At 27.9% G+C, this 26,057-nt stretch carries 26 protein-coding genes and 1 other annotated feature; of the genes, 2 read left to right on the plus strand and 24 right to left on the minus strand.

From position 1 onward, the window contains the following. Positions 1-253: 253 nt before the first annotated feature. The 12 genes from RWY47_RS09260 to RWY47_RS09315 form a co-directional block, all read right to left on the minus strand. The gene (locus RWY47_RS09260) at positions 254-1,687 is read right to left on the minus strand and encodes a leucyl aminopeptidase (RefSeq protein WP_224170868.1); all 1,434 of its coding nucleotides are present in this window, start codon (positions 1,685-1,687) and stop codon (positions 254-256) included. Between the two features lie 78 nt (positions 1,688-1,765). Next, a complete protein-coding gene (locus RWY47_RS09265) occupies positions 1,766-2,206 on the minus strand; it encodes a MarR family winged helix-turn-helix transcriptional regulator (protein WP_021429868.1) in 441 nt (146 codons plus the stop codon). 190 nt (positions 2,207-2,396) lie between these two features. Further along, on the minus strand, positions 2,397-2,828 hold the full coding sequence (locus tag RWY47_RS09270; protein ID WP_035114342.1) for a GerW family sporulation protein: 432 nt from the start codon (positions 2,826-2,828) through the stop codon (positions 2,397-2,399). Next, complete coding sequence (locus tag RWY47_RS09275; protein ID WP_316030305.1) at positions 2,782-3,441, minus strand: hypothetical protein; 660 nt, start codon at positions 3,439-3,441, stop codon at positions 2,782-2,784. Before RWY47_RS09275 ends, RWY47_RS09270 begins: the two co-directional genes overlap by 47 nt. A gap of 87 nt (positions 3,442-3,528) precedes the next feature. After that, positions 3,529-4,056: an SMC-Scp complex subunit ScpB gene (gene scpB / locus RWY47_RS09280; RefSeq protein WP_035114349.1), complete on the minus strand. Its 528-nt coding sequence runs from the start codon at positions 4,054-4,056 to the stop codon at positions 3,529-3,531. 1 nt (position 4,057) lies between these two features. Continuing rightward, a complete protein-coding gene (locus tag RWY47_RS09285; RefSeq protein WP_021429960.1) occupies positions 4,058-4,783 on the minus strand; it encodes a segregation and condensation protein A in 726 nt (241 codons plus the stop codon). A gap of 33 nt (positions 4,784-4,816) precedes the next feature. Further along, positions 4,817-5,410 (minus strand): site-2 protease family protein, encoded by a 594-nt coding sequence (locus tag RWY47_RS09290; RefSeq protein WP_021429892.1) that lies wholly within the window; start codon positions 5,408-5,410, stop codon positions 4,817-4,819. A 101-nt stretch (positions 5,411-5,511) separates the two neighbouring features. Beyond that, positions 5,512-6,672, minus strand: a complete 1,161-nt coding sequence (locus RWY47_RS09295; protein ID WP_021429817.1) for a D-alanyl-D-alanine carboxypeptidase family protein — start codon at positions 6,670-6,672, stop codon at positions 5,512-5,514. 93 nt (positions 6,673-6,765) lie between these two features. After that, positions 6,766-7,536: a helix-turn-helix domain-containing protein gene (locus RWY47_RS09300; protein WP_170182776.1), complete on the minus strand. Its 771-nt coding sequence runs from the start codon at positions 7,534-7,536 to the stop codon at positions 6,766-6,768. A gap of 97 nt (positions 7,537-7,633) precedes the next feature. Next, entirely contained in the window at positions 7,634-8,743 is a 1,110-nt protein-coding gene (locus RWY47_RS09305; RefSeq protein ID WP_168932142.1) for an ABC transporter ATP-binding protein, read from the minus strand. A gap of 114 nt (positions 8,744-8,857) precedes the next feature. After that, positions 8,858-9,193 carry a YlbF family regulator gene (locus RWY47_RS09310; protein WP_150842218.1) on the minus strand — a complete coding sequence of 112 codons (336 nt, stop codon included), beginning with the start codon at positions 9,191-9,193 and terminating at the stop codon, positions 8,858-8,860. A 56-nt stretch (positions 9,194-9,249) separates the two neighbouring features. After that, the gene (locus RWY47_RS09315) at positions 9,250-10,926 is read right to left on the minus strand and encodes a ribonuclease J (protein ID WP_150843358.1); all 1,677 of its coding nucleotides are present in this window, start codon (positions 10,924-10,926) and stop codon (positions 9,250-9,252) included. A 225-nt stretch (positions 10,927-11,151) separates the two neighbouring features. Between RWY47_RS09315 and RWY47_RS09320 the strand changes: the two genes are divergently transcribed. Beyond that, positions 11,152-11,889, plus strand: a complete 738-nt coding sequence (locus RWY47_RS09320) for a metal-dependent hydrolase (RefSeq protein WP_021429830.1) — start codon at positions 11,152-11,154, stop codon at positions 11,887-11,889. A 21-nt stretch (positions 11,890-11,910) separates the two neighbouring features. Here RWY47_RS09320 and RWY47_RS09325 read toward each other — a convergent pair whose 3' ends face one another. From RWY47_RS09325 to RWY47_RS09370, 10 genes are all read right to left on the minus strand, one after another. Further along, positions 11,911-12,345, minus strand: coding sequence for a Fur family transcriptional regulator (locus tag RWY47_RS09325; RefSeq protein ID WP_025161654.1), 435 nt, complete (start codon positions 12,343-12,345; stop codon positions 11,911-11,913). A 174-nt stretch (positions 12,346-12,519) separates the two neighbouring features. Next, the gene (locus tag RWY47_RS09330) at positions 12,520-13,491 is read right to left on the minus strand and encodes an LCP family protein (RefSeq protein ID WP_021429827.1); all 972 of its coding nucleotides are present in this window, start codon (positions 13,489-13,491) and stop codon (positions 12,520-12,522) included. An 85-nt stretch (positions 13,492-13,576) separates the two neighbouring features. Then, on the minus strand, positions 13,577-14,338 hold the full coding sequence (locus tag RWY47_RS09335) for a YdcF family protein (RefSeq protein ID WP_150842217.1): 762 nt from the start codon (positions 14,336-14,338) through the stop codon (positions 13,577-13,579). Between the two features lie 97 nt (positions 14,339-14,435). Continuing rightward, positions 14,436-14,705 carry a DUF1292 domain-containing protein gene (locus tag RWY47_RS09340; protein WP_021429862.1) on the minus strand — a complete coding sequence of 90 codons (270 nt, stop codon included), beginning with the start codon at positions 14,703-14,705 and terminating at the stop codon, positions 14,436-14,438. A 67-nt stretch (positions 14,706-14,772) separates the two neighbouring features. Further along, entirely contained in the window at positions 14,773-15,198 is a 426-nt protein-coding gene (gene ruvX / locus RWY47_RS09345; protein WP_025161651.1) for a Holliday junction resolvase RuvX, read from the minus strand. A gap of 145 nt (positions 15,199-15,343) precedes the next feature. Continuing rightward, positions 15,344-17,512 (minus strand): hypothetical protein, encoded by a 2,169-nt coding sequence (locus tag RWY47_RS09350; protein WP_224170866.1) that lies wholly within the window; start codon positions 17,510-17,512, stop codon positions 15,344-15,346. Between the two features lie 9 nt (positions 17,513-17,521). Further along, positions 17,522-17,782, minus strand: coding sequence for an IreB family regulatory phosphoprotein (locus RWY47_RS09355; protein ID WP_021429857.1), 261 nt, complete (start codon positions 17,780-17,782; stop codon positions 17,522-17,524). A gap of 38 nt (positions 17,783-17,820) precedes the next feature. Beyond that, positions 17,821-20,466 carry an alanine--tRNA ligase gene (alaS, locus tag RWY47_RS09360; protein ID WP_224170865.1) on the minus strand — a complete coding sequence of 882 codons (2,646 nt, stop codon included), beginning with the start codon at positions 20,464-20,466 and terminating at the stop codon, positions 17,821-17,823. Positions 20,467-20,530: 64 nt separating this feature from the next. Further along, positions 20,531-20,752 (minus strand) — a binding site (T-box leader). A 69-nt stretch (positions 20,753-20,821) separates the two neighbouring features. Next, positions 20,822-21,907 (minus strand): tRNA 2-thiouridine(34) synthase MnmA, encoded by a 1,086-nt coding sequence (gene mnmA, locus RWY47_RS09365; RefSeq protein ID WP_021429864.1) that lies wholly within the window; start codon positions 21,905-21,907, stop codon positions 20,822-20,824. 57 nt (positions 21,908-21,964) lie between these two features. Further along, on the minus strand, positions 21,965-22,384 hold the full coding sequence (locus tag RWY47_RS09370; RefSeq protein WP_168932147.1) for a hypothetical protein: 420 nt from the start codon (positions 22,382-22,384) through the stop codon (positions 21,965-21,967). 217 nt (positions 22,385-22,601) lie between these two features. Between RWY47_RS09370 and RWY47_RS09375 the strand changes: the two genes are divergently transcribed. Further along, on the plus strand, positions 22,602-23,018 hold the full coding sequence (locus RWY47_RS09375) for a DUF3783 domain-containing protein (protein WP_150842214.1): 417 nt from the start codon (positions 22,602-22,604) through the stop codon (positions 23,016-23,018). Positions 23,019-23,078: 60 nt separating this feature from the next. On the opposite strand, the gene RWY47_RS09380 is transcribed toward RWY47_RS09375, so the two are convergent. Both RWY47_RS09380 and RWY47_RS09385 read right to left on the minus strand, forming a co-directional pair. Then, a complete protein-coding gene (locus RWY47_RS09380; RefSeq protein WP_224170864.1) occupies positions 23,079-23,999 on the minus strand; it encodes a DUF2232 domain-containing protein in 921 nt (306 codons plus the stop codon). A 192-nt stretch (positions 24,000-24,191) separates the two neighbouring features. Further along, positions 24,192-25,862: an MFS transporter gene (locus RWY47_RS09385; protein WP_224170863.1), complete on the minus strand. Its 1,671-nt coding sequence runs from the start codon at positions 25,860-25,862 to the stop codon at positions 24,192-24,194. Positions 25,863-26,057 lie beyond the last annotated feature (195 nt).

A 26,057-nucleotide genomic window follows, 5' to 3' on the forward strand; every position in this document is an offset into this window, starting at 1 on the left:
TCTTTATCCCCCATAAATTCACCCCACTGAATTTAAAATATTTATATATATATATTAATTATATCACATATAAACTATCTTTTTTCTTAATTTTCAGATTAATAAACAAAAAACTTACTTCTTATATTTCCAAAAAAAAACTCGCCACTAGGCGAGTAAATATATACTTTAGTATGTAAGAAGAAAATTTAAAATCTTAGGTTAATTTAATTATACCACAATTTACCTAGATTGTACTAGCTTAAGAAATCTTTTAAATTAATTTTGTTAAATTATATAAAGTTCTTGCTCCTTCTCCTGTAGCTCCTTTAGATTTATATCCACTGTCTTTAGAACTAACACTAGTTCCTGCTATATCCATATGAATCCAAGGAATATCTCCTACAAATTCTCCTATAAATAATCCAGCAGTTATACAACCACCATCTCTACCAGGACTATTGTTTAAATCAGCTTGCTTACCTTTTAAAACTTTTTTATATTCATCAAATACTGGCATTCTCCAGATTTTTTCACCTGATATTTTTGCTGCTTCATCTAATAAAGTATAGAACTCTTCATTATTAGTTAATACAGGTGTTGCAACATCTCCAAGGGCTACTACAGCGGCTCCTGTTAATGTAGCTATGTCTACAACTTTATTAGCTTTTTCTTTATTTATAGCATAATAAACAGCATCTATTAAAGTTAATCTGCCTTCTGCATCTGTATTTAAAATTTCTATTGTCTTTTTGCCCATTGAATTTATTATATCTCCTGGCTTATATGCATTTCCAGAAATTAAATTTTCACAAGCAGCTACTACAGCTATAACATTTTTATTAAGTTTAGCTTTTGCAATACCACACATAGCTCCAATTACAGCTCCTGCTCCACCCATGTCTGTTTTCATATCAACCATAGAGTTTGTAGGTTTTATAGAGTATCCACCTGAATCGTATGTCAATCCTTTTCCAACTAAACCTAATACATCTTCACTATTTTTATCTCCAAAGTATCTCATAACTATAAGTTTAGGCTCTTTATCAGAACCTTTAGCTACTGATAAAAATGCATCCATTCCTAAATTTTCAATTTCTTGCTTACCATATACCTCTGTTTCAAAGCCAAACGTTTTACCTAATTCTACAACTTCATAACCTAGAGTTGCTGGGTATATAACATTTGCTGGTTCATTCACTAGGCTTCTTGATACTAATGTCATTTGTGCAAGTAATTCACCTTCATTTATACTATCGTTGAAGTTCTCGTTTAAACCTAAATTTATTGTTATCTCTTCATTAGTTTCATTACTTGTAATATACTTAGTAAAATCATATGCCCCTAATTCAAGACCTTCTACTAAAGCTTTTACATGATCTTTATTTAAGTACTCTTCTATATTTAAAAAACTTACCTTTTTAGATTTCATTTTTTTCAATTTTCTTGATATGTCTCCACCAATATTTCTTATTTCATCCATAGATAAGTTTTCATCATTTCCTAATCCAACAAACATTACGTTTAAAAATTTATCTTCTGTATATACTTTATTTAATTCTATATTACAACAAGTAGGCTCAAACTCTTCTTTTAAAGCTTCTAAAGCCTTTTCTTTAAATACAACTTCTTTATTGCTGCCTATAAAAAATATACTTAAATCATTTTCTTGTATCAAATTTTTTTCATTCGAAATCTTTATACTCATAATATACCTCCAAATAAATTTATAATAGATACTTACCCACTTTATAAATATCTACACTATAAATTTATTCTGCATAGGCTATATTATTTCTTTCATTATATTAATAGTTTTTTGTAAACTTTCTTCAAGTTCTTTTTTCTTTTGTAAATCTAACTTATCTATTTTATCATTTACTATCTGCATAAACTTTTCTATTTCTGTATTAACTACAACTTCACCTTCTGCTGTTATACCATAGAAAGTATTTCTTCTATCTTTAGAATCTTCTTCCCTATAAACATATCCTAACTCTACTAGCTTGTTTAAAAGTATACATAAGCTAGATGTTGAAACATATAACTCTTTACTTAAATTCTTTAACTCTATTTTTTCACGCTTTTGAATTTCAACTAAAGTAAAAAATTGTTTCTTTGTTAATACTTTACCTTTTTTGTATCTATCAGTATTTGTTGCTTTAATCAAATTTTGATAATTATTCATACTATGTATCAATAATTTTGATATTTCTTTATTTTCCATATGCTCACCTCTCCTATAGTTTAAAACCCTGCCAGTTTAATTTAACCCTAAAAATTAACTTGCCTTATATGTATTATACTATTGTTTTTCTAATTTTTTAAGTAACAAATGATTAAATTGTAAAATATTTTTAAAAGAATAAAAGCTATAGAAATTAATTAACCTTTTTCTATAGCTTTTATTCTTTATTTTAACATTCTTTATTATCCTTGTTTTCACAATCATTATTTTTTAGTTTTTGAATTTTTTCTAGTATTTTAGGTGTAACACTTAATATATTATCAACCATATTTATATTATGATCTAAACTCATAAGTCTTGTTTCTCCATTTTCAACTACTACAAACGCTACTGGTTGAAGTGATATCGCACCTGCACTTCCTCCTGCAAAGTTTGAATCATCTGTGTTTTGTATTTCTTTTTTTTCACCTTGTCTTTCACATTGCCCTCTTGAATACTCTCCTCCACCTATACCAAATCCTATTGTTACTTTAGATATAGGAACTACTACAGTTGTTTCTGTTCTAATTGGATCTCCAATAATAGTATTTGCGTCAATAGTTGTCCTAATTGAATCAAGAGTTGTATCCATTATACTCTTTATTGAACTTGCCGATCTCATCCACTTCACACTCCTTATTATATTTTACTTTTTTATATATTTTTATATCAATATATATTTTATAAACTCCCTTAATTAAAACTACTATATCCTTCATGGTAGGTCTTATATGTAAAACACCTTTATACTTTATGAAGTTTTGAGTATAGCAGGGTGTTACTTTTAAATACATTTTTTCTGAATCAAAATAATTACTTACATTTCCATATAAAATATTTATTAAGACATATATAAAAGAAGTAAAATTTATATTTTCACTTCCATATGATAAATTAGAATATACTTCACTTACTTGAACCTTTCTAACAATTCTATATAAAGCTAGTAAATTTTCTAATTGAATCATTTGTAATTTAACTTTTTTAGATTTACTTTTACTCTCCTTATTTTTGTTATTTTTCTTTTCTTCTTTCGGTTTACTTATAGGATAGACTGTTTTTGTTATATTGATTAAATTAAAAAAGTATCTAAGTGATACCCTTATCTCTGTATTTTTATTATCTATATCAGCTGTTACGATTACATGAATCCTACTATTTAAAATAAAAAATAGAATTGGTATTCCTACTACAATAGAAATAAATAAAATACTAATTAAATCTTTATAGTTCATATTTATATTATTTTCCATTTTTTCAAAAGTATGCAAAAAAATAGCAGATGATAAATAAATATTTTATCTCATCTACTATTTTAAGATTTATTCGTTTTCATATTTTTCTATAGATGGTAAATCCTCTAGCTTTTCTATATTTAGTAATTTTAAAAACTCATTAGTAGTTTTATAAATTATAGGCTTACCAATTCTATCTAGTCTTCCCGCTTCATATATAAGGTCATTTTCAAGAAGTGTTTGTATGACCTTATCACTTTTAACGCCTCTTATTTCTTCTATTTCAACCTTTGTTATAGGTTGCTTATATGCGATAATTGTTAAAGTTTCTAAAGTTGCTTGGCTTAAAGTTTTCTTTCTTTTTGGTTCTAATATATTTTTTACAAACTCTGCGTAATCTTTATTTGTACACATTTGATATTTATCTTGTAATTTAATAATTTGAATACCCCTGTTGTTTTCTTTATAATCTTCAATTAAGCTGTTTAACATTATCTCAATTTCTTTAGAAGAAAGTTCTTCGTTTATAGCATTATTTAAATCCTTTATGCTTATAGGTTCACTATATGCAAACATTATAGCTTCTATAATATTTTTTATTTCATCACGTCTCATATTAACTCTCCATATTCCTCTTTATTAAGATATCTTCAAAGAATAAGTCTTGAACAACCATTATCTCATTTGTTTTTATAAGTTCTAAAACCGATAAAAAAGTTGCTATTATTTCATCTTTTTCATATGTATCTATAAGATTTGTAAACCTTATATTTTCTTTTTCTTTCATGATATCTCTAACATAGTGCATCTTTTCTTCTACAGATATAATACGAGTTCTAACAATCTTGTTTAACTTTTCATCTTTTACTTCTTCTAATTCATCTTTTTTTACTTTTAATATATGAGGAAGTATTTTTACTATAGAGTCTAGAGATATTGTTTCTAAGTCTAAATTTTCTTCAACTACTACCTCTTCTTTCTTTCTATAAAATACATCTTCTATGTAAGTAACATTACTTTTTAAATCTTCTGTAGCATTTTTAAACTTTTTATACTCCACAAGCTTTTCCATAAGTTCAAGTCTAGGATCTTCCTCTTCTTCATCATTTCTTTGCTTGTATAGTAAGTATTTAGATTTTATTTGTAAAAGCTTCGATGCCATTATTATAAATTCACTTGCTATTTCTAAATCAAATTCTTCAAGCATATCTAAGTATGCTAAGTATTGTTTAGTTATCTCTATTATAGATATATCCTTTATATCTATTTTATGTTTTGCTATAAGATCATATAAAAGATCTAGAGGTCCTTCATATACCTTAAGTTGTACACTATATTTCATAAATTACCTCGGTTTTTAGTATAAATTTACCATTTAAATTATAAATGTAGCCACTATACTATATAATACATTTACTATAGGATTTAATATTATTAAATGGAAATTAGTTAATATTAAAAGTATAAATATAAATGTACTCATACTTTCATACTTATAAGCAACATCATAATATTTAAGTGGTATAAATGTAGATATTATTCCCCATCCATCAAGTGGTGGCAATGGTAATAGGTTAAATGCTGCAAATCCTATACAATACGAAACTATAGCATTAAATATAATTAATATTGCTTCAATATTAGCAAATCTCATAAGGTTTGCAAATATTATAGCAGTCAACAGGTTAAATGCTGGCCCTGCTAAAGAAACTATTAAATTCCCAACCTTATAATTTTTAAAATTATTTGGATTTACAGGAACTGGCTTTGCCCACCCAAATCTTGCAATTATAAGCATTATAAGTCCTAATGGATCCAGATGTTTTAATGGATCTAACGTCATTCTTCCGCTCATTTTTGCAGTATCATCTCCTAAAAGATGAGCTACATATGCATGTCCAAATTCATGAACAGATATAGCAACTGCTATTCCTACTGCAGTTACCAAAAACTGACTTAACATATTCATTCAATTTTCTCCTATTTTTTAAGTTTTAATATTATTATAACAATATCTATGTTTATAATCAAATTAGATTAATAAAAAAAGACCTAGTTTATCTAGGCCTTTTAAAACATGTTATCTATTACTCTTTCAAACATTCTAAAGTAACTTGCTTTATTTATATCTTTTTCATTTACAAGATCAACTTTACCTACTTGATTGTTTCCTTTATAAATGTTTATAGTTCCTAATTTAGTACCTTTTTTAACTGGCATTTTTATATTTTCACAAACTTGTATCTTTTTAGTAAAATCTTTGCTTTCACCTTTTTTGATAAGAGCTGTTAAATCTTCTTTTGCAACTAAGTTAACTTTATTTTCTTCAGCTTTATCTAATTTTAGTGTAGCTATAGCGTCTCCTCTAGAACATAATTTAACACTTTCATAGTTTGCAAATCCATAACTTAAAAGAGATGATGCATCTTTAAATCTTTCTTGTGTTGTAGGTGCACCTAAAGTTGCTGCTACTAAATGTGTCTCTCCTCTTTTAGCTGATGCAGATAAACAGTATTTTGCTTCTTGAGTAAATCCTGTCTTTACACCAGTTGCTCCTTGATAGTGTTTAATCATTTTATTAGTATTAGCAAGACCTATAGATACTTGCTTTTTACCAACTACTATTTTGTCCATCCAAGTTGTCAAATATTTAGTTATTTTTTCATGCTTTAATAATTCTTTAGACATTAAAGCTATATCATGTGCTGATGTATAGTGATTGTCTACTGGTAATCCATTAGTGTTAGCAAAATGAGTATCTTTCATTCCCAATTCTTTTGCTTTATCATTCATCATACCAACAAACTCTTCTTCACTTCCTCCTATGAACTCAGCCATAGCTACACATGCATCATTTGCAGAAGCAACTGCGATACCTTTTAGTAAATCATCAACCTTTTGAGTTTCTCCTGGTTCTAAGAAAATCTGACTTCCACCCATTTCCGATGCTCTTTCACTTATTTGAACCTGGTCATCTAACTTTATCTTTCCACTATCTAAAGCTTCAACTGCAAGTAACATTGTCATTACTTTTGTAACACTTGCTGGAGGAAGTTTCTCATGTGAATTTTTTTCAAATAATATTTGTCCACTTCCTACATCCATTAGTATAGCTGATTTAGATGATAATTCCATAGATGTATTAGCTTTTTTATCATCTGCAAAAGCTGTAAAGCTAAAAGACATAAAAACCATCATAATAGCTAAAACTACACTAGTAAATCGTCTCATTAATTTCACCTCTTGATGTTTTATTTGATACTATTTTTTCACATTTTGCCTAAATTTATGCGAGTATTTTAATAAACATCAATTATATGGTTTTTATATGGTTTTGTTTACCAAATAATTCTTTACAATTATATAGTATATGCAAGCTTCATTAAAGTTTTTTATATCCATTCCCAATATATCTTTAATTTTTTCTAGTCTATATATTAGCGTATTTCTATGCAAATATATATTGTTAGATGTCTTGGATATATTAAATCCATTTTCTATAAAAGCTATTCCAGTTTCTAAAACTAAATTATCTATCTTATCAATTAAGTTATAATCAAATAAATTTTTATATATAATATCAGTTCCACATAGCTCAATCATGTTGTATAAAGCTAAATCAAATATATCAAAATACTTTCTATCACTATTTTCAATTGCTATGTATTTTTTTAATTTTTTAGTTAAATCTAGCTTAATATCAAACTCATCTTTACTTTTAATTTCGCCTAAATTTATTATGTATGTCTTTTCATAAGATTCAGTCTCTATAATTTGAGGAGTATCCTTATTTATTAAATCTATATTATTTGTATTTAATATAAAATTTCCTTTATAGTTTACTATATTAACATCTTCATATAGAGTAGTTAAAATCTCATTTAGTAAAATCTTATTTACATTCTTTTGATATATCAAATAAAAATTGCCTTTTAAATTATTAATATTATTCTCTTCTATAAGTTCAATAACATACTTTTGATTGTCCCAAACTACAACTTGATGATTTTCTTTTAAAATATCATTTTTATTATATTTGTATAAATTAATCTTTTTCCCCAATTGACTTTCAAAAAACTCTATTAAATCCTTCACCATCCCACCTCTTATTTTTAGTTTACTTATATCTATTATAAAACAAAAGCTGAGAAACCAAAATATACTCTTAGTTTCTCAGCTTTTAAATAGTTTACTATCTTATTGCATTAGTAGTTTCTTTATCAAATAGATGAACTTTATTTTTATCTAGAGCTAATTTTAAGTTCTGACCGTATTTAACATTGTATCTTGAATCAAATCTTGAAGTTATACTCTTACCTCCAACAGTTAAGTATGCATATACTTCTGCACCCATAAGTTCACTTATTTCTACTGTAGCATTAAATATTGTATCTTGGCTGTTATCTATAAATATATCTTCTATGTGAATGTCTTCTGGTCTTATTCCTAATACAACCTCTTTACCTATATAACCATTTTGCTTTAATATATCTGCTTTTGTTTTGTCTAACGCTACTTTAAAGTCTTTAGCATTTGCGAAAACAACATCATTTTCTTCAGATATATTACAATCTATTAAGTTCATTTGAGGAGCTCCTATAAATCCTGCAACGAACATATTATCTGGATTATCATATACATGTTGTGGAGTATCTATTTGTTGAATAACTCCGTCTTTCATTATAACTATTCTATCCGCCATAGTCATAGCTTCTACTTGGTCATGTGTTACATATATAAATGTTGTTCCAAGTTTTTTGTGTAATTTTGTAATTTCTGTTCTCATTGCAGTTCTAAGCTTAGCATCTAAGTTTGATAATGGTTCATCCATTAAGAACACCTTAGGATTTCTTACTATCGCTCTTCCTAGTGCAACCCTTTGTCTTTGTCCACCTGATAATGCCTTTGGTTTTCTATCTAAAACTTTTTCTAAATCTAGTATTCTTGCAGCTTCTCTAACTTTAGAATCTATTTCAGCTTTTGGCATCTTTCTTAGTTTAAGTGCAAATGCCATATTCTCGTATACGCTTAGATGCGGATATAATGCATAGTTTTGGAAAACCATAGCTATATCTCTATCTTTTGGTGCTACATCGTTTACTATTTTATTTCCTATATATAACTCCCCTGATGATATTTCCTCAAGACCAGCTATCATTCTAAGTGTTGTAGACTTTCCACACCCAGATGGCCCTACTAAAACAACAAATTCTTTATCGTCTATATCTATATTTACATCTTTTACAGCTTCATAACCATTATCATACGACTTACCTATATTTTTTAAAATTACCTCTGCCATTTTTAATCTCCCCCAAACCATATTTAATATAGTTTAAGTATATATTAAAAACGTTTTCACATATATAGTCATATTGTCTAAATAATTTCATTCAATTTGTACAAGAAGTCCTGTTTATTTGTAATCTTCATATACTGCCGATGCTAAAATTTTATTTATTTTATCCATCATTGTTGTAAATTTTTGTTCACATTCTAAATAGCTTTTTAAATCTTTATTAGCAGATATTTGCTTCTTTAGATCTTGTGACATCTTTAATGTTTTACTATCTAATTTTACCCCTCTTAATTTTTTCGATCTTATATCCATTTCGATTTTTTTATGATTATTTAAAATTAACTCATAGTTTGGATTAGCTCTTACGACTTTCATATGCTTTCTAAATTCTTTATATTCTTTACTGTCCTTTATATCACTTGCAAGTTTTGTAGTACTTTCATATACCCCCATGCTTTTCCTCCTAAAAAAAAGATTGAATATAATATATTATATTCAATCTTTCTGTTTTATACCTCCATTATAATAGGAAGTATCATAGGATTTCTCTTAGTTCTTTGATATAAGTACTCTTTTAAGTTATCCTTTATATTATTTTTTAAGTAAGCCCATTCTTTTATATGACTTTGCTCACAAGCTATTAAAACATTCTTTATAACAGTTTTAGCTCCATCCATTAAGTCTTCAGATTCTCTTACATATACAAATCCTCTAGATATTATATCTGGCCCTGCTAAAACTTTTCCATCTTCTTTAGATATTGTAACTACAACTATCATTAATCCATCTTCAGATAGATGTTTTCTATCTCTTAAAACTATATTTCCTACATCTCCAACTCCAAGTCCATCAACTAATACATTTCCAGTTGGTACATGTGATGCAACTTTTGCTGAAGTTTTATCTAATTCTAAAACTTCACCTGTTTTCATCACAAATATATTTTGACTTGGCATACCTAAATCTTCTGCTACCTCTGCATGTTTCTTTAACATTCTGAACTCACCATGAGCAGGCATGAAGAACTTAGGAGCTACTAATCTGTGCATTAATTTTAATTCTTCTTGTCTAGCATGACCTGAAACGTGTATATCAGCTGCATCATCATAAACAACTTCTGCACCTTTTTCAAATAAACAGTTTACAACTTTAGAAATAAGTTTTTCATTCCCTGGTATTGGATGTGCTGATATTATTACTAAATCACCTTGTCTTATTTCTACTTTTTTATGTTCAGCTGATGCCATTCTAGCAAGTGCTGACATAGGCTCTCCTTGAGATCCAGTTGTTATTATAACTAATTCATTGTCTTCATATCTATGAATATCATTTAAATCTATTATCATTTCATCATCTATGTCTATATAGCCTAATTCTCTTGCTACAGCCATAACGTTAACCATAGATCTTCCTGATACAGCAACTTTTCTTCCAAATTTTTGAGCAGCATTAACAATTTGTTGTAATCTGTGTATATTAGAAGCAAATGTTGCAACTATTATTCTGCTGTTGTTAGCCTTTGCAAATAATCCATCAAGTCCTGTTCCTACAGTTCTTTCTGATGGGTTATATCCTGGTCTTTCAATGTTTGTACTATCAGCAAGCATTAATAATACACCTTTTTTGCTTAATTCACATATTCTTTGGAAATCCATTACTTCTCCATCTATAGGAGTTAGGTCTATTTTAAAGTCCCCTGTATGGAATATTATACCTTGGTCAGTGTGAACTGCTATTGCACAAGCATCTGGTATACTATGATTCACTTTTAAAAACTCTACTTCAAAGTTTTTAAGACTTATAGCCTGACCTGGAGTTATAACATTTAAATTTACATTATTTAATTTGTGTTCTTTTAATTTTACTTGTATAAGTCCAACCGTTAACTTAGAAGCATATACTGGAACATTTATCTTTTTTAATACATATGGTAATGCTCCGATATGGTCCTCATGACCATGAGTTATAAATATTCCCTTAACTCTGTCCTTATTCTTCACTAAGTAAGTTACATCTGGTATAACTATATCTACCCCTAGCATCTCTTCTTCTGGAAAACTTAACCCTGAATCTATAACGATAATTTCATCTTTATATTCAATGACAGTCATGTTTTTTCCGATTTCGTTTAGCCCACCCAGAGCCATAACTTTAATTTTATTCAAACTCTTTTTGAACAATTGCATCATCTCCTTTTGTCCTAACTTTTCGCACTTTTTAAATCTCACTCTTTAAACGTTCCTTAACGAACATACAAATAATATCAAATCACGCACTCTTTACCAGTTATTATAATTGTATCACAAGTTGAAGTATATTTTAAGATATATTTAAAATACATTTACCGTATTGTTTTGACAAACTATAATTATTTTGCTATTCTCAAAATATAATATTTTGGGGAGGTTATAATGCGTGGTAAAACTCATTTCACTATAGGTATTTTGGCTTCACTGCAAGCTTCTATCCTATTTAATAAGCCAATTTCTCTAATGAATATTGGAATATGTTCATTATTTTCAATATTACCTGATTTAGACACGTCAAACTCCGTTATATCTAATACACTTTTAAATCATAATACATCTAAAAAGATTTATAAGATTATTGTTTATACATTAGATATATTAATTTTTTTAATATCTTTAAAAATAAATGAAAATTTTTTAATAAGTTCAGTAATAACATTTATAGCAATAATAATATTAGAAGCTAAAATTAATCATGGCTTTTTAAGAAAGCTATTTTTATCTCTAATATTTTTACTTTTAGCAATTTGCATATATTTAGCTAATGGTAAATTCTATTTTATTCTATTTAATATTGTTTTAGCTTCTTTCCCTTGGTTAAAACACAGGAAATTATCACATAGTATTTTAGCAATCTTAATCATAAGTTTTTTACTTAAACAAATTGAGTTATTAACTAATATATCAAATTTATGCTTTTTTGGAACTATCGGATATGCATCTCATTTATTTTTAGGAGATTTATTTACAAAATCAGGAATACCACTTTTTTATCCTATCAGTGAAAAGAAATTTTCTCTTGGATTTTTAAGAGTTGGAGGGCGTTTAAGCAATATATTAGAAATTCTATTTATATTAATACTAATATTATGTATTTTGTTAACTCTATCAAAATTTTAAGCCCCAATAAGGGGCTCATCTTTACTTACAGGATTCGCATAAACCATAAAATTTAAGATCGTGGTCTATTATGCTAAAATTATATAATTTTTGTATTTCCAGTTCTATAGAATCTAGTAAATCTTCTTTTACCTCTATTATCTTCCCACAGTTTTTACATATTAAATGATGATGATTGTGTGCATCAGAGTCATCTAAATCGATTTCATATCTTATGCATCCATCATCTAAGTTTAATTTAGAAATTGCACCAACTTCATCTAGTAATTGCATTGTTCTATAAACTGTAGCAAGTCCTATTTCTGGACAATCAACTCTTACTAGGTCATATATTTCTTCACTACTTAAATGTTCATCCTTATGCTTTAGTAACGTCTCTACAATAGCTCTTCTTTGCGGAGTTATTTTAAATCCCGTTTCCTTTAACTTTTCCTTTAATATATCCATTTGATTCATTTTACATTTACCGCCTTCATTTTCAAATGATAATCTTTATTAATTATTGTACTCCATTATTCTCCTTTTGTCAATATAACAGCAAATTTACACTTAGATTAATTAAATAAAAGTAAAGGTTTTAAACCTTTACTTTTATAATAATACCCAAAGTTTATAAGTTTTAAATAAATTTTATTTATTATAAATAAAATTATTTAAAACTTTTAAATTTTCTGTCTTATCCCACTTAACTACAAAGCTATTGTCTTTTTTAAGCCTTCCAGATTCTCTATACTCTGCAACTGGAAATTCCATTTGGTCTAATTCATAATTATACAATTCTTTAGATGTCATAGCTATTGTAATAAGCTTTGATATAGGTAAATTTACATCTACATAAGGCATCATTTCTTTTATAACCTTTGGATAACTAGTTACAGGAAGTTCTACTAGTTTATTAGCTATACTTTTTAATACATCTCTTTGTCTTTTATCTCTTTCATATATACTATCAATTTGTCTTATTCTAGCATAAGCTAATGCTTGATATCCATTTAGTAATTGATTACCTTCAAATCTTATAAATTGTGGTTCTTCCCCTTTATCTTTTGCTACCTTAAAAGAGTTTACTATTATGTCATTTAAATGTTCTATTTCATTTTTATGAATATTTACTTCAACACCACCCAAGGTATCAACTAGATCTATAAAAGAATTAAAGTTTACAGCCACGTATCCATCTAAATCTATATTTAAATTTTTTTCTATAGTATCTAGTAATAACTTAGATTTTCCATATGCATATGCGTGAGTTAATTTTTCATACCCATGTCCAGGAATATTTACTAACGTATCTCTTGCTAATGAAGTTAGTTTTAAATTTTTATTATCTTTATCTATAGTAAGAATTATCATTGAATCTGATCTTCCTACCTTATCAAAACCACTTGAATCACTTCCTATTAGTAATATATTAGATACATTTTTATTTTTTTCTTGAGTATTTTTATCTACGTTCTCTTGATTTATACTACTTTTACTATTGTTGATAGTAGCTTTTTCTATAGATTTACTGTAATTATTTAACGCATATATATTACTTAAAGTAGATGCAATCACAACAATAGCACTCAATACTACACAATACTTTTTAAATTTATTCATATTTCATTGCCCCTTATACTTTCATTAACTTTATTTTATCCATATAAATAAATTTAAATCTTAATTTATAAAATTTTAGATTATCTTATAAATTAGGTAATACGTCAAATATCATTGTTTTTATAGTTGCAAAAAACTCTCTTGCATAATAAACTGGCACAAACTTGCTTATAGATTTACTAGTGTAAAAATTAACATTTCCATACCCATTTACTTTGGCTAGTATAAAACTCCTAAAGCTGTGGAAATCAGTAGTTACCACCTTTACATTAAGATTTTTTATATCTTTATTACTGTTTTTTTCTATTTTTTCTTTACTATATTTAAAGTTTTCATATGTATTTGTAGACTTATCTTCTAGTATTATTTTATTTTTGTTTACACCATGTTCTACTAAATAATTTTCCATAGCTTTTGCCTCTGAAAGTTTTTCACCACTTCCTTTTCCTCCAGATACAACAATATAACAATCATCTTTACTCTCATCTAAATATTGAATAGCTTTATCAAGTCGCCCTCTTAATGTTAAACTTGGCGTAGTATTTTTAACTGATGCCCCTAGTATAATCAAATAGTCACATTTGTCCTTCTCATTATTTTTCGGAAAAAATATTAATACAGACTCTACTATTAAAAATATTAATAGAATTATAGTTAAAAATATTTTAATTACATTCTTTAATTTTTCATTAATATGTATTTTGTTTTTTGCAAAATGATATATTATAAGCGAAATACCTATAACTAAGAAGAAACTTCCAAAGGCCATTCCTCCATAAAATAATTCTAGATAACTAAAGTAACATACCCCTAGTATCCCTACTAATATATCTATATATTTAATCATCTAACTCCTCCTATATAAAATTCACTTCGTTTAAAGCGTAAAAAGGGAGCACCTTAAAGGATACTCCCATTTATAAACTATACAATTTTAATATTAACTATTCTTCGTCGAAGTTTAATCCTTCTTCTTCCATTAAAGTATTGTATACAGCTACAACTGTCTCATACTCTTCGTCATTTTCAAGTGGAGTTAATATATCTCCCTCTTCATCTGTATCAATTCTAAATATTAAAGCTTCTTCAGCATCATTATCTTCTAAAGGCATAAGTATTGCATACTCTTTTCCTTCTGCTTCTAAAGTTAATATTATTTCAAATTGTATTTCATTTCCATCTTGGTCTATTAAGTTTACTATGTTTTCTTGCATGTATATCACCTCAAATTTAATTATTTAAATATATTATAACTTATATCAATGTTATTTTACATAGATTTTACAAAATTCTTTTACTATCTAAATAACCTTGTAAAATTATTACTGCCGCAAGCATATCAATTACTTTTTTTCTTTTTTCTCTTCTAACGTCAGCTTCTATTAAAGATCTCTCTGCTGCTACTGTAGATAATCTCTCATCCCAGTATTCTATTTTTATACCCGTTTCTTGTTCTAATAACTCACAAAACTTTATAACTTTTTCGCCTTGTGGTCCTAGCGTTCCATTCATATTTTTAGGAAGTCCTGAAACTATTTTATTAACTTGTCTTTCTTTTATAATAGCTTTTAATTCCTCTATATCTTTTTTCTTTCCAACTCTTCTTACAGTCTTAACTCCTTGTGCCGTAATTCCCATAAGGTCACTAACTGCAACTCCTATAGTTTTATCTCCTACGTCAAGACCCATTATTCTTCCGTCTAATATCATTTAATTCTCCTCGGTCAACCAAATTTAATAATTATTCACTATATGTATATACTATATTCTTATTGTACTCTAATTTCAACACATTATGTACAGAAAAAATTAACCTAGATATTATTTTTTTAATATCTAGGTTAATATTATACTACTCTTTATCAAAAATCATCATATTTACGCTCATAACCAATATTGGTATTAATATATAAATAGATGCTGTTCCAGCCGCAACAATTCCTGAATCATTAAAAATTAAAGTAACTATACACCCTACTGTTGTTGCTACAAATCCTTTAAATATATAAGGATATTTTTCTGACAACTTTTTAAAATGATTAGCAGGTTTAAAAATAAACTTAGTCATATATCCAGCAACTACTAAAGCTACAACAATTAATATATTGCTAGTTGCAATATCTACATTCATTTGTATCTTTCTAGTAAATGTTTGAATTATAGCAATTGGCCCATTTACAGATATCTGATTTACAAATCCAGATAAATGAGACTGGCTTTTAGAAACCACATCTAGTGCGGCAAATATACAAACAATCATTACTGGCACAAGTGATAGTAATATGCTCTTTTTAAGATCCATCTTAACATCAAATGCAAGTAATAAAAATAATGTATATGCCACTGATTCTGATATTGCTCCTCCAACATTTGCTCCCATTGATGGATAAGCACTAGTTATAAGTATAATTAAAGATGCAACAACTGCAATCCATTTAGGTATTTTTTTGTAGTTCACTAATACTGACATTGCAAATATTGCACATCCTATAGTTATACCTTCATATTCATTTCCAACACCATAGTATCTAGCACCTATTATAGCATCATAACTCATTATGTTATTTTGCATTAAGTGTGTTCCAAATATAGAATCAACCACTATTACTATAATAGTAACTATAGAGAAAAATGCCATATACTTAATATCGTCCTTAAAGAAAATTTTCCCTATTAAATATAAAACCAATAAGGTTCCAAATATTCCTAAGGTTATACTAGTTGGAGTTGCAAAATTAAAAATAGGCGAAACTATAAACGCTAAAGGTATAACTACCCCTAGTTTTATAAATTCTTTTAATATGCTAAAAACTAATTCTTTTTTAGGTAGTTTTTTTCTAAAGAAAATTAATAATACGGTACATATAATCCATGCTGCTGCAACTATTCCTACAGTAGTGTTTACAATAGGAGTTCTCACTCCTAGCATAGATACCATTTTATCAAATTCATGATTGATAAAACTTATATTATCTTCTTTATTAACTTCCTCAAATGCTCTTCCTACCATTTTTTCATTTTTTAGGCCAAACTTAGCAAGTATATCTACTCCTATATCTAAGTTTCCAACTACACCTTCTCTTCTTGTTGTAGCAGATTTTAAAACTCCCTTTTGAGAACCCTCAAATTTAATTACAGGAGATAGCCTTTTTTGATTTTTATAATCTTCTTTACTTGGAAAAGCTGACATTATATAAATTGTATCATTTTCATCAACCATTTTGAAAACTTCTTGTAAATAATCATCTATATTTTTATAAATATTTTTTTTCATATTATTGTAAGTTTTTTCGTTTAAATAGTTTTTGTAATCATCTAATCTATACGTATCTCCAAGTTCAACAAATAAAACATCACTATTATCATAAAACTTTTTAGTTTCACTTTTTAGTTTGTCATAATCTGTTCTTATTCCATAGGGCATAGTATTGTCTTTGATATTTATATTGTCTACATTACCATCGTCAACTCTACCTATGTTATCCATAGCCATTAATGCTATATTTCTATTTTTTATTAGCTCTCCATTATTAACTCTATCGGCGTTACCTATAACAGATGCCCTTAATTTATGATTTGATAAAGTCTGTCCTAACGATCCAAGTACAGAACCATAAGAACCATTCTCTAAGTTCTCACTTAGAGAATGGTTTATTGTCATATCATTTATTTTCTTGGGATTGTGTCCTGTTTCAGCTTTATACGCCTTTGCATTAACTTTATTAACTTCTTCAAAGTTAATTAGGTTCTGATTTGGCAAGGTAACTTTTCCTCCAGCACCTACAGCTGCATATGACCTTCTGTCATCTGTTCCTCTGTCACCTCTGATATTCATAAGCCCTATATAGCCTTCTTTTTCCATCTTTTTAGATAGAGAGTCTATACTTAGCATATCTTCAAGGCCAGTCCTATTTAAATCAATTACTATTGCCTTGCCTTTATCATCAGCAAAACAAATGCTAGGAACAGAACTTATAAGTATCATTAAAATTGTTAATAAGGATACAATCTTTTTTTTCATAAGATTGACCTACTTTCTATTGTTCAAATAATAAGTGATAACCTCTTCTAATATTTCATCTCTTTCAAATTTCTTCATTATCCCTCTAGCATTATTGTGACTTGTTATATAACTAGAATCTCCTGAAAGAATATATCCTATAATTTGGTTTATTGGGTTATATCCTTTCTCTTGAAGTGAATCATAAACTAAGTCGATAGCCTCACTAACACTCATTTGTTCAGATGTTATACCTTCGAATTTCATTGTATAATCCATATTTTCATTCATACTACAACACCCCTATCTTTAATATTTATTTAAAATTATTATTTCACTTGAGTTTTTAAAACCTCTTTTGCATGATTTAAAGCTTCGTCAACCTTAGCTACATCTGGAGCTCCAGCTTGTGCCATATTAGGTCTTCCTCCACCTTTTCCTCCTGCTACTTGAGCTACTTCTCTAACTATATTTCCAGCGTGAACACCTTTTTCAAGTACATCTTTAGTAGCTGTAGCAACAAAGTTTATTTTTCCTCCTGCTACATTTCCTAATACTACTACTCCAGAAGCTAACTTGTCTCTTAAAGTATCTGCAGTGTTTCTAAGTGTATCCATATCCATGTCTTCAAACTTAGCTGTTACTATATTTACTCCATTTATATCTGTCTTAGAGTCTAATATAGAATCTGCAGATTGTAAGCTCATTTTTGCTTTTACTTCATTTAATTCTTTAGCTAATGACTTGTTTTCATCTAATAAGTTAGTTACTCTTGCTACTAAATTATCTTCTTTAGCTTTAACAGATGTACACACTTCATTTATTAAATCTTGCTTGTTATTTAAGAAGTAATATACTTCTTTACCAGTTATAGCTTCTATTCTTCTTACTCCTGCTGCAACTCCACCTTCAGAAAGTATCTTAAACATACCTATTTGAGAAGTGTTTGTTAAATGAGTACCTCCACATAATTCCATAGAGAATTCTCCCATTGAAACAACTCTTACTTCATCACCATATTTTTCTCCGAATAATGCTGTTGCGCCTTTTTGACCAGCTTCTGTCATACTCATAGTTTCACAAGTTATATCTAATGCTTCAAATATAATATTGTTTACTTTTTCTTCAATAAGCTTTAACTCATCTTTTGATATAGATTCAAAGTGAGTTACGTCAAATCTTAATCTTTCTGGAGTAACAAGTGATCCAGCTTGGTTTACGTGATCTCCTAAAACTTCTTTTAATACTTTATGAAGAACATGTGTAGCACTGTGGTTTCTTGCTGAAGCTAATCTAACTTCTTTATCAACCTTAGTATATACTACATCTTCAAGTTTTATAATTCCTGATTTAACTATACATACATGCTTTATAGTGTTATTTGGACCTTTTTTAGTATCTAAAACTTCTACTACTAAATCTTCGTTTTTATTAACTAAAAGACCTTTGTCTCCAACTTGTCCTCCACCTTCTGCATAAAATGCAGTTTTATCAAGAACTATTATAACTTCATCACCAACACTTGCTGAGTCTACTAATTCATTATTTTTAGCTATTCCCTTAACAGTTGATTCTATAGATAGAATATCATATCCTTCAAAATTTGTAACTATATCTTTATCTAATTTAGCTATAGCATCTTCTTTCCATGCTTCTGCATCCATATTTCCTCTTGCATCTCTAGCTGTTTGTCTTTGTTTTTCCATTTCAGCTTTGAAGCCTTCTTCATCTATTTCTAAATGTTCTTCTTCTAATATCTCTTTTGTTAAGTCAACTGGGAATCCATAAGTATCATATAATCTAAATGCATTCTCTCCACTTAAAGTTTTCTCATTTTTAGCTTTTAACTCTTCTATATATGAAGATAATATTTCATTACCTTTATCTATAGTTTCATTAAACTTTTCTTCTTCTATTCTTATAACTTTTTTAATGTAGTCAGCTTTTTCAACTAATTCTGGGTAAGCTTCTCCACTTACAGATATAACTTCATCAACTAAGTTGTATAAGAATGGATCTTTCATTCCAAGTAATTTACCATTACGAGCAGCTCTTCTTAATAATCTTCTTAATACGTATCCTCTACCTTCATTTGATGGTAAAACTCCATCCGCAACTAAGAAACTTACACTTCTTATATGATCAGTTATTATTCTTATAGATTTATCAGTTTTGTAATCTTTTCCATATGTTGAATTTGTCATTTTCTCAACAGCATTTAATATTTGCTTTATAGTATCTACATCAAATATAGTGTCAACTCCTTGCATTATACATGCAATTCTTTCAAGACCCATACCTGTATCTATGTTTTTGTTCTCTAATGGATTATAATTTCCTTCTTCATCTTTGTTAAATTGAGAGAAAACATGGTTCCAGAATTCTAAGTATCTATCACAATCACATCCTGGTTTACAATCTGGATTATCACATCCATACTCTTCACCTCTATCAAAGTGAATTTCTGAACAAGGTCCACAAGCACCAGTTCCTATTTCCCAGAAGTTATCTTCTTTTCCAAGTCTTACTATTCTTTCTTTTGGTATACCTATTTCTTTTTCCCATATTTCAAAAGCTTCGTCATCTTCAAAGTATACACTTACCCATACTTTATCTTTAGGTATGTTTAAATGTTCTGTAACAAACTCCCATCCCCATTTTAAAGTTTCTTCTTTAAAGTAATCTCCAAAAGAGAAGTTTCCAAGCATTTCGAATAATGTAGCATGTCTAGCTGTAACCCCTACATTTTCTATATCTCCTGTTCTTACACACTTTTGACAAGTAGTCATTCTCTTACTTGGTGGAATCTCTGTTCCTGAAAAATAATTTTTAAGAGGTGCCATACCTGCATTTATTAATAATAAACTTTTATCATTATGTGGCACTAATGAATAACTTGGTTGAACTAAGTGTCCTTTTGATTCAAAGAATTTTAAAAATTTACTTCTTATTTCGTTTAATCCCATTTTTTGCATTTTAAATTTCCTCCTTAAATTTGCTACTTTTCTATGAATTAAAAAATCCCCGCCTCTATAATACTATAGGGGCGAGGATATATCTCGCGGTACCACCCTAATTACTGTAAAAAATCTACAGTATCTTCGGAAAACCTTAAGTTATAACGGAACTACCGTCAACTCCTACTTAGTTTCAAAGTTGATACTCCAAGACTGCTTCAAATAATCTATCATAAGGGCTTTCACCTATTCCCTCTCTCTGTAATGCATCAATTAATTTACTATTTCTTTTCACTGTATTTAAAATTATTTTATTTCTATATGATTAATAGTTATATTACTAAATTTTATGAAAATAATCAATAGTTTTTTATTATAGGCTTTTTTCTATTACTCCTCCACCTACAACTTTTTCTCCATCATACATAACAACTGATTGACCTTTAGTTATAGCTCTTTGTGGTTGGTCAAATACTATTTTAAATGTATTTTCTCCAACTTTAGTTACTGTAGCATCTGATGCTTTTGCTGAATATCTAACTTTAGCTTGTACTCTTATAGGCTCATTTATATCATCTATTGAGATTAAATTTACATCCCTAGCTATTAATGCATTTGAGAATATATCTTCATTATCACCTAATACAACTGTATTTTTAACTGGATCTATATCAACAACAAACATAGGCTTTCCAAATGCAATTCCTAGCCCTTTTCTTTGACCTATAGTGTAATTTATTATTCCCTTATGCTTTCCTAATACATTACCATTAGTATCTACGAAAAATCCTGGATCAATTCTCTTTTTAGAATGTTTCTGTACATATCCTGCATAGTCATTATCTTTTACAAAACATATTTCTTGACTATCTGGTTTATTGTGGACTTCTATACCTATTTCTTTTGCAATCTCTCTAACTTTATCTTTTTCATACTCTCCTATAGGAAGTAAAGTATGCTCTAATTGCTCTTGAGTTAAATTGTATAATGCGTAAGTTTGGTCTTTTTTATCCGTAACAGACTTCTTAAGTAAATATCTACCTGTCTCTTCATCTTTTTCTATTTTAGCGTAATGTCCCGTAGCTACATAATCACATCCTATTTGACGAGCTTTATTAAAGAAATCATCAAATTTTATATGCTTATTACAAGCTATACAAGGATTTGGAGTTCTTCCGTTTAAATATTCATCTATAAATGGTTCGATTACCTTCTCTTTAAATACCTCGCTAAAGTTTAATACATAAAAAGGTATACCTATTCTATCAGCAACTTTTCTCGCATCTTCAACTGCTGCTAATGAACAACATCCACCCTCATTTTCTATAAGTTCATCATCATCGTCTTGCCATAATTTCATAGTAACACCTATTACATCATATCCTTGCTCTTTTAAAAGATATGCTGCAACAGAACTATCTACTCCACCACTCATACCGATCATTACTCTTTTTTTCATATTATCACCTCGTTCTTTATATTATATATACTTTGATATATTTTTTAAAGTATTAACTTATATGTTATCCATTAAATCATTTGCTTTTTTGTATAAATTATGATTTTTTATAAACCCTCTATAAGTTTTTATAAACCAAATTCCAAATATTAAAACTACTATATATATAGGCCACGCCACTATACTTATCACTGCAAATATAATGCTAATTATAACCCCAATCATTCCTATTATTATTTTTGTATCCATTATTTGAATAAAATCAGGAAAATAGCTTATACTAAACCAACTCATTGAACTTAAAATTAACATCCCAAATACCATTATACCCGTAAAAACAATTGGCGGAACTATAAGTACTTTTGAAATTATTTCCAAGGGTTTCTCTAGTACTTTTCTTAATGCCCAGTTTTTACTTATATTAACCTGATTTTTAAGTTTTTTATTTGTATAATTTAAAAATTGAGTTTTATCCATTTCATTGCTCCTTTTAAAATATATACTACTATGTTTTACATAATAGTATACCATAAAATACTTAAGATGTCTTTAAATGATATATCCATATTAATTCACTTATATAATAGTCACATTTTTAAATATTTCTTTTATAAAGTTCGTGTTTATGTTTAAAATTTTCTAAATTTGGTATCAATAATAGTAAACTTATTAAAAAGGAGGTGCTTAAATTACTATGGATTTTAAAAATATAAATACTTTGCCTACTTATAATGACGATAGAGTTTGTGTCTTACTTTATAACTTTAATGCAAAAGATTTAGGTATGTTAAAAAATATATGCAATCTAATAGGCCTAAAAGATCAAATAGTCCTTGTGCCTAAGAATGCTACAACTTTAGTAAAAGATATTTTAAATAATAATATAGATGAAAGTTGCGAAGATGGATTAAAGCATAACGCTGTTATATTTAATAATGTGGACCATGTTAAAATTCACTCTTTTATGGAAGCTCTTAAAAAATTTAGGATACAAAGACCTTTAATTGCTGTAGTTACTGAAACTTCCATTGACTGGGAATTAAATACTGTAATACAAAACTTAATTGAAGAAAGAGAAGCCTTAAAGTCAGGTAAACCTCTTAATCACTAAATTTAAAAAGCGCCCCGCAACAAATGCTACAGGGTGCTTTTTGTTTTATTTAAAATTGTCCTAAGTCATTTTTAACTTCATCGGTGCATAGAAAAATGCAAGTGCTGAAATTATCCAAAAGCTAATATTAAACTTTATAACTAATGAAGCTAAAAATGTCATTCCCATTATATTTAATGCCATTATAGACTTTGTTTTTTGATAAGTATAAAGTCTTAAATATGCATATGCATCTCTTATTAAAAAATAATAAACAATATACTTTATAGTTTCAGTTATAGTAAGTAAATATACAAATTTTATATCAACACCTAATATATTTTTCAACTGAATTACAAGCAAATATGCTAATCCAAAATATACAGTAGATTTAGAACAATATATGTAATTTGCATACTGTCTAATATTTTTCAAAATGTATAATTTTCGTTTACCCTCTTCATTCAAAGACTTAATTCTATCTCCAATAAATAAGCTTGCAAAATAAGTCATTATAATGGTTCCAAGAGGAAGTGTAGCTACAAACATATAAAACAAAACTTCTTTAAACCCATCACTTACAGGCCAAGGTGCTAACATAGTTTTATAATCTTTTATAAAACTAAATCCAATTAATTTAGAAAACCACACATCTATCATAACCATTATAAAGCAAGATACTATACTCAAATAAAATAAATCATCAAAGATTTTAGTCTTTTTAGTTATAACATAACCACACATAATTCCAATGATCATACTTTGACTCATACAAATTGCCGATCCTATATTACCCATTACCAATCCCACAATTAACAAACAAGTTACCATTGCAAGTATTGTAAATTTAAAATCGCATCTTAAATATATAATTGCTATAAAAATCGGAACTATTATGTCTATGTAAAGTCCATATAAAAGTCCTGTAGATATTGCAAATATACTACAAACTATGAAAAGTGAAGACATTATAGCTGCCTCAGTCATCTTTTTTATTTCCATATACAGCCTTCTTTCTATACAAAATTCACTTATATAATTTTTCCAACGATATTGCAAACCATATATGTTGATCAATTTTATAAGTGATTTAAAATATACATATTGATACATTATAACATAGACGTTAATAAAATTCTTTATACATTAAAATAACTACAATCTAGTTCTAAACCTAGATTGTAGTTATTTTAATTAAGCTTCTTTTTTATGTTTTTTTAAAAATAAAGATGCTATTAATCCGCATAAAGCTATTACTGCAGTTCCTATAAATAAATGTGCATATCCTTGATTCATTGTGTATTGATAAGCATGAACGATACTAGGTTTTGCTTTATCCAAACTAATTAAATAATTACTTTTTAACATATCAAAATTCATATTAGGATTAGATGTCATCGTATGTTGTAATCCATTTAACATAGAATTTACAAAAGATTTAACAACCTCAAATATATTTGTTACATCTGCATTTTGAAACTTATTTAGCATCTCAGCTGACATATTTCCTCCACCAAAAGAAGCTCCAGGTATTGGAGGCATTACTTTTTGAATTGCTGCTGGTACATTTCTACCTGCATCAGAAACAAAGTTTATAAGTAAATTAGGTGATACCGCAACCCCTATAGATCTAAGTAAGGATACAGTAGATTGCCCCATAGATATCTCTTCTGGCTTAACTAAACTCATCATTAAATAATTTATAGGAGTTCCCATCGTAAATCCCATACCAATTCCCATAAATACTAAACCTATTGTTAAGTTTGTAAAATTAGGATGATTTGCTGTAATAAATGCTTGGTATAAAACCCCTATTATACTTGAGCTAAACCCCAATAATAATAGCTTTTTAACTCCGTACTTATCAATAAATTTTCCACCAAGAGGTGCAGCTATTCCTGTAAATACAGCAAATAAAGTTACTATATATCCTCCACTACCTCTTTTTAGTTTTAGTACGTTCTCTGAGAATTGAGGTAGAAATACAGTTCCCATAAGTCCACAACCAACTATAAAACTTAAAAATAAAGTTAATGCAGTCTGTTTATTTGTAAAAAATCCTAAGTTTAAAACAGGATCTTCTGCTCTTTTTTCTATATATATTACTATAGGTATAAAAACTATAGTTGTTAATAAATAAGGCCATACATCTATTGACTTAACTGAGTTTGTAAAATCATAGAATTTTAAATTAGTTAATCCATACATTAAAGATGCTACAACTATACTTAATGCTACACATCCCCATACATCCATTTTTTTCACTTTAGAAGATTGTTTGTTTTCTTCTAATTTTAAAGATGTAAATAAAATTATTATACTTATAGGCACGTTTATTAAAAATAAATATCCCCATCTGCTATCTCCTGCAATTGAAAGCACAAGACTTCCTAAAGTAGGTCCAAGAACTGTTGCTATCCCATATATTCCTCCTACCATACCAAGAGCTGAACCTCTTTTTTCTTCTGGAAATGATGCTCCTATATAAGCAGTAGCTATTGGCATTATACCGCCTCCACCTATAGCTTGAATAACTCTTGATACTAATAAAAATTCGTAACTTCCAACTATATCAGATATCCCACAAAGCAAAGATCCTGTTGCAAATAATGAAACACAAATTATATATACTTTTTTTCGCCCATAAATATCAGCCATTTTACCTGTTATTGGCATAGATACTGCATAAGCTAATGTATATATAGTTATCATCCATACACTTGCTGATTGTGATACCCCTAGACCATTTGCTATTACATTTCTTGCCGGAGATACTATACCTGAATCCATAGCCCCCATAAAAATTCCAAGTAAAAATACTATCATAGCTATAGCTGTAGTATTTTTATTTGATTTCTCATTCATAAAAAAACACTCCTCTACTTAAATCTATTTATTTATTAATTTAAGATAATTGAAGAGTTTTTGTTCCTATTTTTAACTTATACTCATTTTAAAATATAATAAATTTAATATTATATGCTAAAGCAAATATAACTTTTTACTTTTTACAACACCCAATTATCTCAATAATGTTCATATACCCACATTAATTAAAAT

This window comes from Paraclostridium sp. MRS3W1, from assembly GCF_032465715.1.
Taxonomy (GTDB): domain Bacteria; phylum Bacillota; class Clostridia; order Peptostreptococcales; family Peptostreptococcaceae; genus Paraclostridium; species Paraclostridium dentum.